Genomic DNA, 17,983 nt, shown 5'->3' with positions numbered 1-17,983 from the left:
GTTGAGATTTTATCTTACATTTAGTAAAATAAATTAATTATTTAAAGAACTGTATGAAACTGGTGGTGAAGAAGCGTTGTATGAGATTAGCCGGAAGAAGCCAATAATAGCGAATAGAGTTGATCCAGAGATAGAGAAGGCAGTAATGGATATGGCAATAGAATATCCAGCATATGGACAGATTCGAGTATCAAATGAGCTTAAGAAGAGCGGTATACTTGTATCACCTGGAGGAGTGAGATCAATTTGGTTACGTAATGATTTAAACAATATCAATAAAAGGCTTAAAGCATTAGAAGCAAGGATGGCTCAGGATGGTATTGTACTTACTGAATCTCAGTTACAAGTACTAGAGAAACGACGTAGCGAAAAAGAAGCCCATGGCGAGATTGAGACACAGCATTCAGGTTATCTAGGATGCCAAGATACATATTATGTAGGAAATTTTAAGGGTATAGGTAAGGTTTATTCTCAGGTATTTATTGATAGCTATAGCAGAGTAGCTGATGCTAAACTATATACTGATAAAACAGCTTTAACTGCTGCTGATATGCTTAATGACCGCGTGTTACCATGGTATGAAACTCAAGGCATACCAATACTTCGTATTCTGACAGATTGTGGGTCAGAATATAAGGGAAATATAGAGCATCATGCTTTTGAATTATTTCTAAGTATCGAAGGTATAGAACATACTATTACTAAAGCATATTCTCCTCAAACAAATGGTATGTGTGAACGTTTTAATAAAACTATGAAACAAGAATTCTTTGATACAGCTATGCGGAAAAAGATCTACACTGATCTTGATGATTTACAATTAGATCTTGATATTTGGTTAGAGCATTTCAATAATGAGCGACCACATTCAGGAAAATATTGTTATGGTAAAACGCCTATGCAAACTTTTAAGGATAGTAAGAAATTAGCTATTGAAAAGAACAATGAAATCTTATATCTTGAATACTCATCTGACAGTCATAATTTATCAGATATTCAGATATAATTTTTATAGTGCCTGTAAGATCAAATCTTGACTTCTACACATACCGTGGCTTGACCACGGTATCCAGAAAATAATAAAAAATACTAATTTTATTAGTATTTTTAACTGGATCCCGCGATTAAGTCGCGGGATGACAATTTCATGTATCAACCTTATTGGTTGGAGCTATACATAATTATACTTTCATGTCCCATTAAATAAAGCTATTTCACCTGTTGCTTTTAGACTATGCCCACATATTTTAAAATATTTTAAGCTATTATTTTCTTCTAAAGCATTAGCTATAGATTTAATACCATTATCTTGAATATCAGTATGATATAAGGTAAGCTCTTCAATAGTTTTATTATTTTATAAAAAACTGCTTAAACCTAAATATATATTTTTATCATGTAAATCACATTTATAAGCTTTCCCCCTAAGAATCAATTTTTTAACTGTGCTATTTTCCTTTAATGCTTCAAATAATTCTATAAATTGCTTAGACGTAAAATTACCCCTAATATCTAAACCAACTATATTAGGATCATTTTCTTTTAAAACTTCCAGCAAATAAGAATAACTAAATTTATCCTTAAAATTAAATATAATCATATCCCCTTTTCTACTATTTAATAAAAAGTTAATTATTTAATATAATATCAATTTTTTAATTAATAATCAACTATATTATTTAAATATTGGTAAAATACACAAAAATATTTCAAAACTTAACAATAATTATATAAATTGCAAAAATATACTGTATTTTCTATTAAAATTTAAATTCAGTTATTAATTCATTCTGATAAGGTGATAAGTAATTCTAATATAACGCGAATAGCGAATTAAAATGAATCAAAAATTAAGGAAAGAGTCTATAGAAGGTTTGATAGGAAGCAACTGGTAATTGATAAGAGAAGCGATCATGTGAGAGAAGGCATTTTTAACTGATCTATGCCTTGAATGCTCAAATTTATTTAACAATTTTATTTTGCTGATAACAGTTTCGACCAAAGCTCGTTTTAGCAGAAGTACTTTATCACTCAGAGGCATTAAAATATTTTTCATGCCTTTCTTAATTCGTGTAATAAGCTGAATATTTTTATCAAATAAATCATTAAATGACCCTTTACTTATATAACCACGATCACCAACCACCTTACCAAAAATATCTTTAACCATAGAAGAAAAATGTTTACGATCATCTTTATTGCCTGAGCTAAAAGATGCCTTTACTAAACCACCTTTTGGGTTTATGATTAAATGTAATTTCAATCCATAAAACCATCCTTTTGTTGTTTTTCCTCGAGCAGCTAAGCCATTAAAAACCTTATGTGAATAAATTCGATAATTTTTACAAACGCTAATTGATGTTGAATCTACAAATGAAGTACCATTACATTTATCAAATAAATGATTTAGTAAAATTGTTAAATGAGGTAGATATTCTCCTATCAATTTATTAAAATGTTCATAACAAACTAATTTAAAATCTTTAGAATGCATAGGTAAAATTATGTGTTTATAATAGTTTTTAAAGCAGTCTGACGATGATTGATAATAGCCTATTAATATGGTTAAAACTTCACTTTTAGTTAAAGAACTTTTTGGACCAGGTTTAGTTTTACTACTATTAATTACTAGAGTATTTCTATCAAAGTCTTTAAACAAATCATCGACAAAACAAAATAATGCGGTAAAATCAGTTTTCATAGGTTATTCTCTTTATTTTTCAAATCCAGAAAATAGCCTATGAACACTTATCCTGTCTACCTTTTCTTCTCCTCTATTTTATTCTTATTAATTCACTATTCGCGTTAATATAAAATTTCATTTAAAAAAAAATGATACTCCTCGCAGCAGAGCTACGAGGTATCTATCCAAAAAGTTTTAACTGTTTTTGTTGAAATGCTTTATAAGAAGGTTTGCCTGAACCTTGATTTTTTACATAATTACGTAATTTCCGCTCATCACCATGTTTACATACTGTGCTCATAAAATATCCTTTACTCCAAAACTCACTTCCCCATAATTTTTCTTTAAGATTTGGATATTTCTTAAACATTTCCTTAGATGTAATACTTTTTATGATTTGAGTTATTTTTGTTGGGCTATACATTGGTATTGACTGTAGTAAAAAATGTACATGTTCTTTATCTACTCCTATTTCCAAAAATCTAATTTCATAACGAGCTTCTATGTCCTCACAAATTTTACATAAATAATCGTCTAGTTCCTCATTGAATATTACTCTTCTATACTTTGCCGGTGTTACTAAATGATATATTAGTACTATGACATTATGACTTTTATGTATATAACTGCTTTCTTCCATGCATCTAGTATATCACGAAGCAGACCTTCGGGGAATTAAACCCTAAGAGATTAATATTATGGGACTGTTGCGAGATGAGAGGGTAGCAGGTATAATAAAAAAATAAAAAATATGTTTATATGTCAGAGTATCAAATGCTAATGGTAAGTTTAGATGAGTTAGTAAATGCGGATCATCAATATCGTAAATTCAAAAGTTTATTCAAATTCAAAGCAGTTGAAGCTGAGTTATTAGCATTAGAATGCGAAGCTAATTATAAAGGATATGGTATAGAGAGGCTGTTTAAATGTTTGCTGCTACAATTTATGGAAGACTTATCTGATCGGGAATTAGAACGTTATTTAGCTGATAGCACAGCGGCGAAATGGTTTTGTAATTTTGCTCTTACAGAAAAGACACCTGATTATAGTGTATTTAGTAAAATACGTAAAAAAATAGGTACTAATTTACTATCAAAAATATTTACAAAATTCCGCGATCAACTACGAGTACAAGGCTATATGGGTGAAGTATTTACCTTTGTAGATGCTTCTCATTTAATCTCAAAAGCTAATCTCTGGGAGGAACGTGATAAACTAAGAGCACAAAAATATGATAAATTGAATAATGAGACTTTGCCTAAGGTTGCAAAGGATAAACAAGCCAAAATTGGCTGTAAGGGAGGGAATAAATTTTGGTATGGTTATAAAAAACATGTGAGTGTTGATATTCAATCAGGCATGATCAATAAGGTTGCAGTTACCCCTGCAAATGTTACCGATAGAAAAGGTTTTAAGCATGTTATGCCAAGTTCTGGTGCTACATATGTTGATAAAGGTTATTGTACAATCTCTACCAAGAATGCAGCAGCTAAAAAGGGAGTCCATCTTTGTGCAATAAAGAAAAATAATATGAAAGATAAGAATTTTGACCTTGATAAATATTATACGAAAATCAGAGCACCTTTCGAGATGGTATTTTCAAAAGATAATAAGCGGGTTAGATATATAGGAATTGCCAAAAATCAATTCTCCGAATTTATGAATGCCATATGTTTTAATTTAAAACGATTAGTGGTTTTAACAACTTTAATGGCTTAAAGAAATTTATTAATAAAAATTCTAACTCTGTAAACAAATCTCTATTAAATTACTACACTATTGAATAACATTTATCTCTATATTAAACAGAATTTCTTTTTTAAAATATTTATTACCTCCTTTCCTCTTATTTTACTATCAAAAATTATCTTTCAACGACCCCATTATGAAAGATAAACCAAATGAAGCCTGGGAAGTTACTGGAGTTGATACACTCAGTAAAGCTCGAGATTTAAATAATACAAGAACGGATACAGAAATCCCCACCATTATTAAAAATTCAGAAAACCATCCTAGAACAACTGCTGAACATATAATACTAACAGGTACAACTGATTTAACAATCGTAGCTAGCTTACCAGCAACGCGTATGGCTAAATATGCCTCTCTTGCTATTATAAATACTAATTTGCAGATAGAAAAAGAAGCAGATCTAAAGCCTACTTTTGAAAAACTATATTCTTATGTGTTAGATTACAGTAGCAGCAAGGAATTTAAAGAAAAAGTAAATGCGGTAACTCTAAGCTCAGAGGCTAAAACTAAAACTTTAGAATCTAAAGCTATTAGTAATACAGATACAACAATATTAAATAAAGAAGAACTAGACGCAAAAAATTTATATGAAACTATAAAAACAAATTATTCCAAATTACCTGAAAGTTCTAGTTCAAAAACACCAGAACAATATTTAGAAAAAATACAAAACTTATGCTATGTTTGGTTCTAAATATCGTAAAGATGGAGAACGAAGCTGTTGTTGCATATAGTCATCTAAAAGCCCTAACTTTATTTGGTAGACCGTTTTACCTATTTTATTTGCAGTTCTTTTGAGAAAAGCCCAAACTAGAAATGCACAACTAATGTGATTACGTTGGATACGCTGTTTTCTGCATTGGCAACGTTCTATACCAGTCAGTTGCTTAATTTCTCTATGCATGCTCTCAATTACCCATCGCAAGCCAAACTCATCTTGTGCAGCTTTAGAAGATTTTTGAGTTTTGTTATTGGTAACAACATAATCAACTCTGTTGGTAGAAACAGTAAATGTTAAACAAATTAACATGCTTATTTTTGGCAAATCCTTTTATATGAATCTCCATTCCATTCTTAATTTCTTCATCTGAAAACGTCAACTTGCTAACAGCTTTATAAGGCTCGTAATCACACGTTTTACTAACATTTCTATTGGCTTTAATAGGGGCATAATAATATTTGCCCAAGGAGTCAACATGTTGCATAATTTTGTGTGTAGCATACCATGTGTCAAAAAGTACAGTTTGAAAAGGAATCTTTTTACTATAAACAGCATTATTGAACATCTTTAGTAGGTGATCTAGTTTCGTCGCTCCATCATGATCAGGTGAAAAAATGCGATAATCTATTACCCAAAACTTATCAATATCGGGGTTATAATATACAAGACTCACTACTCCTATACCGGTAGTAACTCCACCTGTAGCTCCACTATACTGTGATCTAGCAACCTCTATTTTCTTTGTGTTCCTTTTGTTTAACACCGTATCATCAAATATTGTATATCCGTTAGATGAAAAGATAACATCATTCTTAATGTGTTCCCATAATAAAGAAGGAGTATATTTTTCATTTTCTAAAAATCTATTAATAACATCATGGCTACATTTCTTGGCATGTTCAGCGTAGTAGGTTAAACTATAATTCTTTTGGCTAATTGTTAAAAATTGACAGTAATCTGTTCTATTAATTGGTATTGCTTGCAATCTGTTCCTCTTTGACATGTTTAATTATTCTTACAATAATTTATCACTCTTCCACTCATAGCGTAAGTTTTGATTATTTATATCAATATGATTACACTTATGCTTAAAAAATTGACTAAACCTTAATTTCAAGACAGGCTCTTAGAATATTGGAAAAAATATTGAATATAAAATAGTAGACAATGATGTGGAAAGAGGTAAAAAACCAATATTAATAGAACAAGGTAATCTTAAAGAAAAAAAAGTAGTGGTACACGATAAAACTAGGTTAGATGAATTTTTACGCAAAGAAAACTTAAATCCTAAAGCACAAAACCCACAGGAATTATATAACGAAGGTTATTCTCAAAAAACTCCTACTTATAAATTTAATGATAATAATTTAGATCTAACAGTAAGCTATAAAAAAGTTCTTGATTTAGCTCAAATAATTAAAGAAAAACTAGAAACTAAATTAACTTCTGGTGGATTGACAAATAGTAATAAAAATGTTAAAATGGTACAACATAATCAACTAGGTAGGTAAAATAATATGCCAAAGAAACCAAACGATACAGATAACGAATTTTTATCACCTGAAGAACTTGCTTTTGCTGAGGAATATGATAATTATCATGATATTGCTGAATATACTAATAATGATGATGCACAAGCTTGGGCAAAAAAATTGTTAGGTGAGTCTAATAACACTACTACTAATAATCCTACAGACAAAGCTTAATAATTTAGCTTTTATGCAAGGCATTAAAGATCATTTTCGCAAGTGATTTACTAATGCCTTTTACTTTAGAAAGTTCATCTGCACTCGCATCTGATACCGCTTTATATGAACCGAAATAATGTAGTAATGCTTTTTTACGTGTATCCCCTATTCCCTCTATTTCATCAAGACTTGAGACTTTTATAGCTCGTGATCTACTAAGTCTATGATTCTTTATTGCAAAATTATGAGCTTCATCACGCAGAATTTGTAAGTATTTCATGAGCGGTAAATTTTTGTTTAACGTAAATACTTCTCTACCTACCATATGAAACTGCTCAAGACCAGCGTTTCTATCAGGTCCTTTTGACATACAAACAAACGGAATATCTATTTGAAGCTTATTCATCACTTCTTTAACAATACCTAAATGCCCCTTACCGCCATCTATAATCATTAGACTTGGCAACCTATGTGGTTCTTGTTTTAATCGTGTAAGCCTTCTGGTAAGAACTTGACGTAGCATTTCATAATCATCACCTACAGCATCATTTCTTATGTCGTTGCTGGAATGACATTGTAGAGAACTGGAATGACTTACACTTACATTAAAAACCCGATATTCTTTTTTATCAAAGCCAGATTTACCAGCAACTATCATAACCCCGACGGCAAACTTGCCTTGAATATGACTATTGTCATACACTTCAATTCGTTCAGGAATTTCAGTAAGGTTAAATAACTCTTTAACCTCAAACATAATTTCTTGATTTTTTGCAAATTTTTTCAAATATTGCTCAAGCGAAAATAAGGCATTTTCTTCAGCATTTTGAACTAGCTTAAGCTTACCACCGCTAGCAGGAATTGTAATGCTAAGCTTAGCAAAGTTATTAATGTTCCTAATCGCTTCTATGATATTCTCTTTGTCATCAATTTCATGATTGATAATAATTTCCGGAGGTACTTGTTGTTTTTGGTAAAATTGTGATAAAAAATGCTTTAATACTTCTTCTTTAGTACTATTTTCTGTAGAAGTAGGAAAATACGGAATATTACCACAAGCTTGTCCTATTCGATATAAAAATACTTCTACACAATAATGTCCATTCTTTTCTACAATAGCAATTATATCTGCATCTTTAATGATGTCGGTAATACCGGCTTTAAGCTGCACGTAACTTAATGCCTTAATACGATCTCTGATTTCTGCCGCTTCTTCAAAACGCATCTGTTCGCTTAATTCTTCCATTTTCTTCGATAGATTTTCTTGAAGTTCTTTACTGCGTCCTTGTAAAAAATCTTTCACCTGCCCTACTAGTTCCGCATAATCTTTTTTATTGATCTTACCAACGCATGGAGCATAACAACGTTTGATTTCATATTGCAGGCAAGGACGAGCACGTGAATTGAAGTAATTATCTGTACAAGAACGCAGTTTAAAGATTTTCTGTAGTTCTGACAAGGTAGTATTAACTTGGCTTGCTGAAGCAAACGGACCAAAAAACTTTCCATCATCTAAGGCTCTGCCACGATACTTTAGTAGTTGAGGGAAATCATGATCTAAACGTAATTTGATGAAAGGAAAAGATTTGTCATCTTTAAGAAGAATATTAAACTTTGGCTGAAATTTTTTGATTAGCTGAGCTTCTAAAAGCAGTGCTTCGACTTCAGAATTAGTAATGCTATACTCTAAAAAGCAAGTATTTGCAACCATCCGAAGCGTTTTAGTATCTAAATCTATTTTAATGTAATTAGTAAGACGTTTTTTAAGGTTCTTGGCTTTACCAACATAGATAATCTGCTTATTAACGTCAAACATACGATAAACTCCTGAACGCTCAGGAGTATCTATAAGCTTGGACTTAATTAACTCATTTCCGGTAAGTTCCATAGTCATATATTATATGTTATCTTACATGACCTTGTTGTTAAGTGACTCAAAAGTCGTCATTGCGAGGAATGAAGCAAAGCTGCAACCTAAGAAAATAATAAAAAATGCTATGCATTTTACTAGATTGCTTCATCGAAACTTACAGTTTCTTCTTGCAGTGACAGGAACTAAGCTATAACTGTTTTTTCTCTTGAATAAGCTCAAATACCTCGACTGTATCACTTTCTCTAATATCTTCGTAATTCTCAAATGCGATACCACACTCATAGCCTTCTCTAACTTCTTTAACTTCTTCTTTAAAGCGTTTTAAAGTTTTCAGCTTGCCCTCATGAATTACTATATTATCACGTAATAAGCGTACCCCTGCTCCTTTCTTAATAATACCTCTAGTAACATAAGAACCAGCAATTTTACCAATTTTAGTAATGTTAAATATCTGTCTAATTTCTACTGATCCAATATATTGTTCTCTGATAATTGGATCAAGCATTCCGCTCATAATTGCTTTCACGTCATCTAATAGATCGTATATTATGCTATAATATCTAATTTCAACTTTTTCTTTCTCTGAAGCAGTTTTTGCATTTGCACCTGCTCTAACATTAAAACCAACAATAATAGCTGAAGAGGCATGAGCAAGTGATACATCTGATTCTGTTATAGGACCTACACCACTGTGAAGAATGCGTAGCTTAACTTCATCATTTGGTAACTTTAATAAACTACCCGCAATAGCTTCAACTGACCCGTGAACATCACCTTTAATAATTAAAGGTAACTCTTTAATTTTACTACTGCCAGAAGCTTTTAAGAATAAATCTTCTAAACTTGAACGTGGTGCTATAGATATTTTCTTTTCTTTAGCAACTCGCTCTCTATATTCTGCTATGTCTTTTGCTTGCTTTTCAGTTTGTACTACGTTAAACGTATCACCGGCATGAGGAACATGACTCAAGCCCTGAATTTCTATCGGAACGGATGGGGTAGCCTCTAAAACCTCTACTCCTTTATCGTTAGTCATTTTTTTGACTTTACCATACGCAGTTCCAGCTATTATAATATCACCGCTTTTTAAAGTACCACGCTGAACTAGTATGGTTGTTAACGCACCTCTTCCTTTTTCAATTTTTGATTCGATTACGACACCACTAGCTGATCCGAACGGGCTAGCTTTTAAATTTTGCATTTCTGCAATCAATAAAATTGCTTCTTCAAGCTTGTCTAGATTAATTTTTTTAAGTGCCGAGATTGGAATAACCATAACATCACCCCCAGCTTCCTCGCCGATAATTTCATACATATAGAGTTCGTTTTTTACACGCTCAATATCAATATCAGGCTTATCAATCTTATTAATGGCAACTATTATCGGAACATTTGCTGCTTTTGCATGGTTAATCGCTTCAACAGTTTGCGGCTTAATTCCATCATCTGCGGCAACTACTATGATAACTATATCAGTGACACCCGCCCCTCTTGAACGCATTTCTGAGAACGCTTCATGACCAGGAGTATCAATAAATGTAATAGCTCTACCATCAGCAAGCGTTACTCTATAAGCCCCAATATGCTGGGTAATTCCTCCTGTCTCACCGGATGCTACATCTGTAGATTTCAAAGCATCAAGTAGAGAAGTTTTTCCGTGATCAACATGTCCCATAACTGTAACAACTGGTGCACGTGATCTTAAATCTTCTTCTTTATCATTGGTAATTAAGATATTTTCAACGTCCGATTCTTGAACTCTTTTGACAGTGTGTCCTAAATGTGTAGCTACTAATTCTGCAGTATCAGCATCAATTGTTTGGCTAGCATTAGCAAGAATGCCAAGTTTCATTAACTCTTTAATAACATCAGCTACACGCTCAGACATTGCGTTTGCAAAATCACCAACTCCAATAACTTCAGGTAGCGTTATTTCTCTATATACTTTTTCAGGGGCTTGTACTAATGATTTACGCTTTTCTTTCTCTCTTGCTCTTTTTATAGAAGCAAGACTTCTAGTTCTAGTTCTATTTCTATTGTCGTTTTCATCGTCACCAACCATATTGAAGAGGTCAGTCTTTTTAAACTTTCTTGATTCTTCAACTTTAGGCTTTGGTGCAATCACCTTATTTTCGGTTACTTTATCTACAGTTTTTTCTGATTCTATACCGTAACGTGTTCTAGTTCCTACTAACGGAGATTTTACAAAAATATCTTCTTTCTTTTTAGGAGTTTGAAGTGCAGACTCTTCAGTATCTTTTACTTCTTCTATTTTTAGCTCTTCTTTAACTTTGTTAGTATCGCTGCTTTCTTCTTGCTCAACTTCTACAGGATCTTCTTGTGAAGCAATAGATTGATTAATACTTGCAAGTTTACTTAAAGTACTTATTTGTGAATTATCATTTAATTTTGATTGTTCTGCAGCTTTTTTTAGAATAGATAAGCGTCTGTTAAATTCTTCACTACCACTACTTGAACCAGTTTCTAAACTACCTTTCTCTTTATTTAATGAAAGGGTAGTAGTAGAACCACTAGAGCTTTTTCTAACCTCTACTAATGTTTTCGACTTAGCATTGACAAAATTTTGAGTACTCGCAAGAGAGTCAAAATACTTGTTAAGCGACAATTTCGTATTGGTAAGTGTCAACTTTTTGGGTTTGTTTTCCTGGTTATCCGTCATATTTAAACCTTTGTGTTTAGTACCGGTGTCACCCTGTGGACACGCTGGCTTTGTTGTATGGATCGAAAAGCACTCTCGATGTCATGCCGTGGCTTGTCCACGGCATCCAGAAAAACAATAAAAAATACTAATAATATTGGTATTTTTTAGCTGGGCTCCGCAGGTACAAGCCACGCGGGGTGACAGGGAAAAATGATCCACACAGGCAATGCCGCCACGAGATGACACTATTCTTCTTTTAGCTCGCTATGTTGTTTAGCAGTCTTAATTAATAATTTAATATTTTCATCTGTTATATTAGAATTTGGAGCTAGATTTTTAAATTCATTTGCGCTCATTTCACCTAAATCTTCTATAGTCTTAATACCATATTCAGCAAATTTTAATATTAATTCAGGATGTATTTCTAATATATCTATTAATTCCTGTTCAACTCCAAGCTCTTCAAGTTCTTTAACAATCTTTTCATTTTTAAGATTAACATAATTAATAGCTCTATTTCTAATCTCTACAGCTAGTTCTTCTTCAAAACCTTCAATATTCATTAAAGCATTAATATCGCTATTTGTAATTTGCTCTACTGTATTAAATCCACTAACTGATAAAAGCTGCCCGATTACTTCTTCAACGTCTAAAGCTTCCATAAATAATTCTGTAGAAGTTACAAACTCTTCATTTCTTCGTTTTGATTCTTGCTCTTCAGTCATTATATCGATGTTCCATCCTGTGAGCTTAGCAGCAAGTCTCACATTTTGTCCTCTTCTGCCTATTGCAAGGCTTTGATTCTCCTGCGAAACTACTACCTCTACTTTTCTTTTATCTTCATCAATAAGAATTTTTAAAATTTCAGCAGGTGCAAGAGCATTAATTATAAACTGTGCAACATCCCTATTCCACAATATTATATCAATTTTTTCTCCATTTAGCTCATTTGTTATAGCTTTTACTCTATTGCCTCTAATACCAACACATGAACCTATCGGATCTATACCATTTTCTGAAGCAAATACAGCTATTTTAGCTTTTGAACCAGCATCGCGTGCTACTGCTTTTATTTCGATCATTCCCTCATAAATTTCTGTTACTTCTAACTCAAATAGTTTAGCAAGCATCCTATCATCTGCCCTAGACAAAAATATTTGCGGACCTTTTGTTTCGTGCCTTACATCTTGCACATATGCTTTAACACGATCACCAACTTTAAAATTTTCACCTTTAATCTGTTGTTCTCTCTTTATTATTGCCTCAGCACGATTAAGATCAACTATTATATCACCATATTCTATTCTTTTGACAACACCATTTATAACTTCACCTTTTCTATCTTTGAAATCATGATATTGTTTTTCACGCTCTGCTTCTATAACGCGTTGTGTTATGACTTGCTTTGCGGCTTGAGCTGCTACTCTTGCATGATCAATTGAAGGCAAATATTCATATATTTCACCATCAATTTTAGCTTCAGGATCTTTTTGCAAAGCTTCGGTAATTGAAATTTGTGTTAAATAATCTTCTACATTTTCTACTACTTTAAACACTCTTAAAAGATTTATTTCACCTGTCTTTCTATTTGTTTGTGCTTTGATATTATATTCATTGCCGTATTTTTTTCGCCCTACTACTTGCACTGCTTGTTCTACAGTTGATATCAAAACTTCTTTTGATATCCCTTTCTCACGAGCTACAGAATCTATAATTTGTAAAATTTCTATGTTACCTATATTAGACATATATTATATTACCTTGTATTACTTTTATTCTCAGAACCTAATAATTTTTTAAACATTTCTTCCGTTAAAACTAGGTTAGCACTTTTAATTAAATCGTAATTAATTATTACTTCTTGGTTTTCCCATTTTAAATATACTTTATCGTCTTTAGCCTCAATTATCGTACCTTGATAACGGCTTCTACCATTTAATAATTCTTTAAGCTTAATTTTAACTTCTCGTCCTGCAAATCTTTTATAATTTTCAAATTTTACCAATGGACGTTCAACACCACTTGACGAAACTTCTAAATAATATGCTTCTTCTATCAAATCTTCAACATCTAAAATAGCCGAAATAGTATTGCTTGCTTTAGTGCAATCTTCTACTGTTACTTTTTGATCATCAAGCTTGTCTATCAATATCTCAACTACTTTAGAGCTTAGACCTTTAACACGCACAAGCACTAACTCAAACCCCATATCACTTAAGGTTTCTTCTATCAGATCTGTTATTTGTTGTTCAATAATTTGCATTTGTAAATTTGTAACAAAAAAGGTGGGATAACCCACCTTCATTTATTTTTATATTTGTTTCCCTTATAAGGGCAGGATACACTAGTAAATATATATTGGCAATATTTATTTGACAATAAAAAGAACTATATGTTCTAATGAAACGGACAAACACCTATTAATGCTGAATCAAAAGCTTCTGGTATCGAACCAAACCCCTCTATATGAATATCAAAATCTTCAACGCCCCATCCCTTTAATGTCTGCTGTATAGCAGTACTAAAAGAGCTAGAAGTGCAAACTTCATAATGGCTATCGTGATTTTCTAAAATATCGCTTAAAGATTTTTTAGTCATTCTACCGCTATGATGAGTATAATGTTTATGATAAGAAACGTTAATATTATGTGACTTTGCAATATTGATTACTTCATCTAATTGAAATGTATCACTATTTTCATTTTTAGTAGAATGAATAACATGGATGTATTGTTGGAACGGAATATCCTTTTTACTTATTATCTCATTTATTATAGAGATAGAATGGCTTTCTCCTGATCCACCACTAATAAGAACAAGATCTTTTGTGGTTTCTATATCTGACTCAATATATGAGGGCTGCACTTTTACTAGCTGATTTTCATTATTAAATAAATAATTTGTTACAGTCCCATTAGGGTTTTTCTTTAATGATACTCCTCGCAGCAGAGCTACGAGGTATCTATCCAAAAAGTTTTAACTGTTTTTGTTGAAATGCTTTATAAGAAGGTTTGCCTGAACCTTGATTTTTTACATAATTACGTAATTTCCGCTCATCACCATGTTTACATACTGTGCTCATAAAATATCCTTTACTCCAAAACTCACTTCCCCATAATTTTTCTTTAAGATTTGGATATTTCTTAAACATTTCCTTAGATGTAATACTTTTTATGATTTGAGTTATTTTTGTTGGGCTATACATTGGTATTGACTGTAGTAAAAAATGTACATGTTCTTTATCTACTCCTATTTCCAAAAATCTAATTTCATAACGAGCTTCTATGTCCTCACAAATTTTACATAAATAATCGTCTAGTTCCTCATTGAATATTACTCTTCTATACTTTGCCGGTGTTACTAAATGATATATTAGTACTGTGACATTATCACTTTTATGTATATAACTGCTTTCTTCCATGCATCTAGTATATCACGAAGCAGACCTTCGGGGAATTAAACCCTAAGAGATTAAACATTCATAATAATGCCCCTCATCATCATGACCAGTTTTCATAACTGTAAATTCACTATATTTGCTTCCTACTTTAATAGTAATAATTTGTCCATGTTTATGAGGTGTTACTTCTTGTTCATTCTGTCTATAAAATTTTATTTTTGCTGTATTTCCATCAGCATTTTTCATTTCTATCTTTATTTTATGCTCTTCAAAACTTTCTATTTTATATTCTTTTAACTCTTTATATTACTTTTCTTCAGTTTTTACAAAATACGCTCCTACTTCATTTAATATTTCTTTTACTAACTCATTACCATTTTCTACATTTGATATAAGCTTTTCAGCAACAGGGGGATATAGATGTGCAGGAATATTACGCCCTACATGTAAGCTAACAATTTTTGCTACCTCTTCATTGAATTTATGATCATTATCTAAAGCTGATTGTATAATTTCTGAAATATTTATTTCATCTGTTTCATTATATGAATATAAAACCTTTAAAATTGTAGAAGTCAAGATTTGATCTTACAGGCACTATAAAAATTATATCTGAATATCTGATAAATTATGACTGTCAGATGAGTATTCAAGATATAAGATTTCATTGTTCTTTTCAATAGCTAATTTCTTACTATCCTTAAAAGTTTGCATAGGCGTTTTACCATAACAATATTTTCCTGAATGTGGTCGCTCATTATTGAAATGCTCTAACCAAATATCAAGATCTAATTGTAAATCATCAAGATCAGTGTAGATCTTTTTCCGCATAGCTGTATCAAAGAATTCTTGTTTCATAGTTTTATTAAAACGTTCACACATACCATTTGTTTGAGGAGAATATGCTTTAGTAATAGTATGTTCTATACCTTCGATACTTAGAAATAATTCAAAAGCATGATGCTCTATATTTCCCTTATATTCTGACCCACAATCTGTCAGAATACGAAGTATTGGTATGCCTTGAGTTTCATACCATGGTAACACGCGGTCATTAAGCATATCAGCAGCAGTTAAAGCTGTTTTATCAGTATATAGTTTAGCATCAGCTACTCTGCTATAGCTATCAATAAATACCTGAGAATAAACCTTACCTATACCCTTAAAATTTCCTACATAATATGTATCTTGGCATCCTAGATAACCTGAATGCTGTGTCTCAATCTCGCCATGGGCTTCTTTTTCGCTACGTCGTTTCTCTAGTACTTGTAACTGAGATTCAGTAAGTACAATACCATCCTGAGCCATCCTTGCTTCTAATGCTTTAAGCCTTTTATTGATATTGTTTAAATCATTACGTAACCAAATTGATCTCACTCCTCCAGGTGATACAAGTATACCGCTCTTCTTAAGCTCATTTGATACTCGAATCTGTCCATATGCTGGATATTCTATTGCCATATCCATTACTGCCTTCTCTATCGCTGGATCAACTCTATTCGCTATTATTGGCTTCTTCCGGCTAATCTCATACAACGCTTCTTCACCACCAGTTTCATACAGTTCTTTAAATAATTAATTTATTTTACTAAATGTAAGATAAAATCTCAACTATTACATTTAAAGTGTCTTTTTTCTCTGACCTACTATTAAAAACTCTTTATTTCCTTTAGCTCCGAGTATTGGGCTTTCTATAATACCGAATATCTCAAAATGATGCTCTTCCTCAAGCCAAGTTTTAATTTTATCGCACACTTTTTGATGGAGTAACGGATTTTTAATAATTCCCCCCTCCTCTACCTCATGCTTTTCGACTTCAAATTGTGGCTTGATTAGAGCTATAAGCAAACAATCTTTCTTAGCTAAGGTAAATGAAGCTGGCAAAATAGTAGTTAAGCTAATAAAGCTTGCATCACAAACTATTAAATCAGGCTGAGTAGTTATTTGTTTATCGGTTAAATATCGTGCATTAGTCTTTTCAAGCACTATAATTTGTGGGTTATCACGCAATCTATGATGCAGCTCACCATAACCAACATCTACCGCAAAAACTAACTTTGCTTCCCGCTCTAATAAAACTTCCGTAAAACCACCAGTACTGCTTCCAAGATCAATGCAAACCATACCGCTCGGGTTAATTTTAAAATGATCTAAAGCACCAATTAGCTTCAATGCTCCTCTTGAAACATAATTATGTTTTGGCAGTTTTACCTTAATGTCAGTGTCATTTACATTAACTTGTGTTCCGGCTTTGGTTAATTGCTCATGTTTACTATGCACTTTACCCTGCATAATTAGACTTTGTGCTATTTGGATACTTGGAGCAAAACCTTTTTGCAGTAAAAATTCATCAAGTCTTATTTTAGTCATTGTAAATTAAGTAATACTTGATTTTGTAGCTTAAACAATTCTGAAGCACCTGCTTTTGCAAGTTTTAACATTTCTAAAAATTGCTCTTCAGAAAAAGGTTTTTTTTCTGCCGTTCCTTGAATCTCAATTAGGTTTCCATTACCTGCAAATACAAAATTACTGTCTACTTCAGCGTCACTATCTTCTAAATAATCCAAATCTAATATAGGCTGACCTTTATATATACCGCAAGAAATGGCAGCAACTTGGTTAATTAACGGGTTTATTTTTAAAATTCTTTTCTTCATTAATGATCTAATAGCTAAATGCAAAGCTACATAACTCCCTGTTATGGCGGCAGTCCTAGTACCGCCATCGGCATTAATCACATCACAATCTATAGTAATTTGTCGCTCACCAAGTTTTTGTAAGTCAATTATCGAACGCATCGTTCTGCCTATTAAACGCTGTATCTCTTGCGTTCTGCCTGACTGTTTACCTTGCACCGCTTCCCTTTTATTACGCTGAGATGTAGAACCCGGGAGCATGCTATACTCTGCGGTAATCCATCCTCTGTTCTGGTTACGTAAAAATGGCGGCACTGTCGTATCATAACTTGCACTACACATAACATGAGTGTTGCCTATTTTAATAAGACATGATCCTTCTGCGTTAATAAGAGGAGATAATTCTAATGAAATAGGACGTAATTGATTGCTTTTTCTGCCTGACTGCCTCATAATGTAAATTTATACCTCTAATAGATGAAGAATAGGTAGACGAAGTTTTATTTGGAAAAGATTTTAAATAAAACAAGTATACCCCATTGAAAATTTTAGATTTTTTATTATATCT

17 protein-coding genes and 3 pseudogenes are annotated in these 17,983 nt (G+C 32.1%); 5 read left to right on the top strand and 15 right to left on the bottom strand.

Annotated elements, in window-relative coordinates; all coding sequences use genetic code 11:
- Window positions 1-40: 40 nt before the first annotated feature.
- Window positions 41-1,006 (top strand): annotated as a pseudogene (locus ACOAL3_RS01940) (IS481 family transposase); the annotation flags it as partial.
- A gap of 351 nt (window positions 1,007-1,357) precedes the next feature.
- Here the strand turns inward: ACOAL3_RS01940 and ACOAL3_RS01935 are convergent.
- From ACOAL3_RS01935 to tnpA (ACOAL3_RS01925), 3 genes are all read right to left on the bottom strand, one after another.
- Window positions 1,358-1,600, bottom strand: a complete 243-nt coding sequence (locus ACOAL3_RS01935) for a hypothetical protein (protein ID WP_395476300.1) — start codon at window positions 1,598-1,600, stop codon at window positions 1,358-1,360.
- 243 nt (window positions 1,601-1,843) lie between these two features.
- Window positions 1,844-2,701, bottom strand: a complete 858-nt coding sequence (locus tag ACOAL3_RS01930) for an IS982 family transposase (RefSeq protein ID WP_419235103.1) — start codon at window positions 2,699-2,701, stop codon at window positions 1,844-1,846.
- 163 nt (window positions 2,702-2,864) lie between these two features.
- Window positions 2,865-3,323, bottom strand: coding sequence for an IS200/IS605 family transposase (gene tnpA / locus ACOAL3_RS01925; RefSeq protein ID WP_419234511.1), 459 nt, complete (start codon window positions 3,321-3,323; stop codon window positions 2,865-2,867).
- 119 nt (window positions 3,324-3,442) lie between these two features.
- Between tnpA (ACOAL3_RS01925) and ACOAL3_RS01920 the strand changes: the two genes are divergently transcribed.
- Both ACOAL3_RS01920 and ACOAL3_RS01915 read left to right on the top strand, forming a co-directional pair.
- Window positions 3,443-4,402: a transposase gene (locus tag ACOAL3_RS01920; protein ID WP_419234540.1), complete on the top strand. Its 960-nt coding sequence runs from the start codon at window positions 3,443-3,445 to the stop codon at window positions 4,400-4,402.
- 166 nt (window positions 4,403-4,568) lie between these two features.
- Window positions 4,569-5,129: a hypothetical protein gene (locus ACOAL3_RS01915; RefSeq protein WP_419235239.1), complete on the top strand. Its 561-nt coding sequence runs from the start codon at window positions 4,569-4,571 to the stop codon at window positions 5,127-5,129.
- Here the strand turns inward: ACOAL3_RS01915 and ACOAL3_RS01905 are convergent.
- A pseudogene (locus ACOAL3_RS01905) lies at window positions 5,109-6,141 on the bottom strand (IS701 family transposase). The gene ACOAL3_RS01915 and the pseudogene ACOAL3_RS01905 overlap by 21 nt on opposite strands.
- 187 nt (window positions 6,142-6,328) lie before the next feature.
- Between ACOAL3_RS01905 and ACOAL3_RS01900 the strand changes: the two are divergent.
- Window positions 6,329-6,667: a hypothetical protein gene (locus tag ACOAL3_RS01900; protein ID WP_419235238.1), complete on the top strand. Its 339-nt coding sequence runs from the start codon at window positions 6,329-6,331 to the stop codon at window positions 6,665-6,667.
- Window positions 6,668-6,673: 6 nt separating this feature from the next.
- The gene (locus ACOAL3_RS01895) at window positions 6,674-6,862 is read left to right on the top strand and encodes a hypothetical protein (RefSeq protein ID WP_419235237.1); all 189 of its coding nucleotides are present in this window, start codon (window positions 6,674-6,676) and stop codon (window positions 6,860-6,862) included.
- 4 nt (window positions 6,863-6,866) lie between these two features.
- Here ACOAL3_RS01895 and uvrC read toward each other — a convergent pair whose 3' ends face one another.
- The 11 genes and pseudogenes from uvrC to rph form a co-directional block, all read right to left on the bottom strand.
- On the bottom strand, window positions 6,867-8,738 hold the full coding sequence (gene uvrC, locus ACOAL3_RS01890) for an excinuclease ABC subunit UvrC (RefSeq protein WP_419235236.1): 1,872 nt from the start codon (window positions 8,736-8,738) through the stop codon (window positions 6,867-6,869).
- Window positions 8,739-8,904: 166 nt separating this feature from the next.
- Complete coding sequence (gene infB, locus ACOAL3_RS01885; RefSeq protein ID WP_419235235.1) at window positions 8,905-11,397, bottom strand: translation initiation factor IF-2; 2,493 nt, start codon at window positions 11,395-11,397, stop codon at window positions 8,905-8,907.
- 227 nt (window positions 11,398-11,624) lie between these two features.
- Window positions 11,625-13,127 (bottom strand): transcription termination factor NusA, encoded by a 1,503-nt coding sequence (gene nusA / locus ACOAL3_RS01880; protein ID WP_419235234.1) that lies wholly within the window; start codon window positions 13,125-13,127, stop codon window positions 11,625-11,627.
- An 8-nt stretch (window positions 13,128-13,135) separates the two neighbouring features.
- Window positions 13,136-13,642: a ribosome maturation factor RimP gene (gene rimP, locus ACOAL3_RS01875; RefSeq protein ID WP_419235233.1), complete on the bottom strand. Its 507-nt coding sequence runs from the start codon at window positions 13,640-13,642 to the stop codon at window positions 13,136-13,138.
- A gap of 134 nt (window positions 13,643-13,776) precedes the next feature.
- Window positions 13,777-14,349: a ferredoxin reductase domain-containing protein gene (locus tag ACOAL3_RS01870; protein ID WP_419235232.1), complete on the bottom strand. Its 573-nt coding sequence runs from the start codon at window positions 14,347-14,349 to the stop codon at window positions 13,777-13,779.
- Window positions 14,342-14,800 carry an IS200/IS605 family transposase gene (gene tnpA, locus ACOAL3_RS01865; RefSeq protein ID WP_419234544.1) on the bottom strand — a complete coding sequence of 153 codons (459 nt, stop codon included), beginning with the start codon at window positions 14,798-14,800 and terminating at the stop codon, window positions 14,342-14,344. Before tnpA (ACOAL3_RS01865) ends, ACOAL3_RS01870 begins: the two co-directional genes overlap by 8 nt.
- 42 nt (window positions 14,801-14,842) lie before the next feature.
- Window positions 14,843-15,025, bottom strand: coding sequence for a hypothetical protein (locus ACOAL3_RS01860; RefSeq protein ID WP_419235231.1), 183 nt, complete (start codon window positions 15,023-15,025; stop codon window positions 14,843-14,845).
- Between the two features lie 60 nt (window positions 15,026-15,085).
- Window positions 15,086-15,358 carry a globin family protein gene (locus tag ACOAL3_RS01855; protein WP_419235230.1) on the bottom strand — a complete coding sequence of 91 codons (273 nt, stop codon included), beginning with the start codon at window positions 15,356-15,358 and terminating at the stop codon, window positions 15,086-15,088.
- Between the two features lie 27 nt (window positions 15,359-15,385).
- Window positions 15,386-16,351, bottom strand: a pseudogene (locus tag ACOAL3_RS01850) (IS481 family transposase); the annotation flags it as partial.
- A 48-nt stretch (window positions 16,352-16,399) separates the two neighbouring features.
- On the bottom strand, window positions 16,400-17,149 hold the full coding sequence (locus ACOAL3_RS01845; RefSeq protein WP_419235229.1) for a TlyA family RNA methyltransferase: 750 nt from the start codon (window positions 17,147-17,149) through the stop codon (window positions 16,400-16,402).
- The gene (gene rph / locus ACOAL3_RS01840; RefSeq protein WP_419235228.1) at window positions 17,146-17,868 is read right to left on the bottom strand and encodes a ribonuclease PH; all 723 of its coding nucleotides are present in this window, start codon (window positions 17,866-17,868) and stop codon (window positions 17,146-17,148) included. The genes ACOAL3_RS01845 and rph overlap by 4 nt, the downstream gene beginning before the upstream one ends.
- Window positions 17,869-17,983 lie beyond the last annotated feature (115 nt).

Source organism: Rickettsia endosymbiont of Nabis limbatus (assembly GCF_965196655.1).
Lineage (GTDB): Bacteria > Pseudomonadota > Alphaproteobacteria > Rickettsiales > Rickettsiaceae > Rickettsia.
Note: the sequence above shows the minus strand (reverse complement) of the source record. Positions and strands in the feature narration are given on the sequence as shown.

Excerpts from the sequence above, each read along its gene's own strand:
- ACOAL3_RS01935 (WP_395476300.1), bottom strand. The coding sequence starts at position 1,600 with ATGATTATATTTAATTTTAAGGATAAATTTAGTTATTCTTATTTGCTG.
- ACOAL3_RS01895 (WP_419235237.1), top strand. The coding sequence starts at position 6,674 with ATGCCAAAGAAACCAAACGATACAGATAACGAATTTTTATCACCTGAA.
- uvrC (WP_419235236.1), bottom strand. The coding sequence starts at position 8,738 with ATGACTATGGAACTTACCGGAAATGAGTTAATTAAGTCCAAGCTTATA.
- rph (WP_419235228.1), bottom strand. The coding sequence starts at position 17,868 with ATGAGGCAGTCAGGCAGAAAAAGCAATCAATTACGTCCTATTTCATTA.
- ACOAL3_RS01860 (WP_419235231.1), bottom strand. The coding sequence starts at position 15,025 with ATGAAAAATGCTGATGGAAATACAGCAAAAATAAAATTTTATAGACAG.
- tnpA (WP_419234544.1), bottom strand. The coding sequence starts at position 14,800 with ATGGAAGAAAGCAGTTATATACATAAAAGTGATAATGTCACAGTACTA.
- ACOAL3_RS01915 (WP_419235239.1), top strand. The coding sequence starts at position 4,569 with ATGAAAGATAAACCAAATGAAGCCTGGGAAGTTACTGGAGTTGATACA.
- nusA (WP_419235234.1), bottom strand. The coding sequence starts at position 13,127 with ATGTCTAATATAGGTAACATAGAAATTTTACAAATTATAGATTCTGTA.
- infB (WP_419235235.1), bottom strand. The coding sequence starts at position 11,397 with ATGACGGATAACCAGGAAAACAAACCCAAAAAGTTGACACTTACCAAT.
- ACOAL3_RS01845 (WP_419235229.1), bottom strand. The coding sequence starts at position 17,149 with ATGACTAAAATAAGACTTGATGAATTTTTACTGCAAAAAGGTTTTGCT.
- ACOAL3_RS01930 (WP_419235103.1), bottom strand. The coding sequence starts at position 2,701 with ATGAAAACTGATTTTACCGCATTATTTTGTTTTGTCGATGATTTGTTT.
- rimP (WP_419235233.1), bottom strand. The coding sequence starts at position 13,642 with ATGCAAATTATTGAACAACAAATAACAGATCTGATAGAAGAAACCTTA.
- tnpA (WP_419234511.1), bottom strand. The coding sequence starts at position 3,323 with ATGGAAGAAAGCAGTTATATACATAAAAGTCATAATGTCATAGTACTA.
- ACOAL3_RS01920 (WP_419234540.1), top strand. The coding sequence starts at position 3,443 with ATGTCAGAGTATCAAATGCTAATGGTAAGTTTAGATGAGTTAGTAAAT.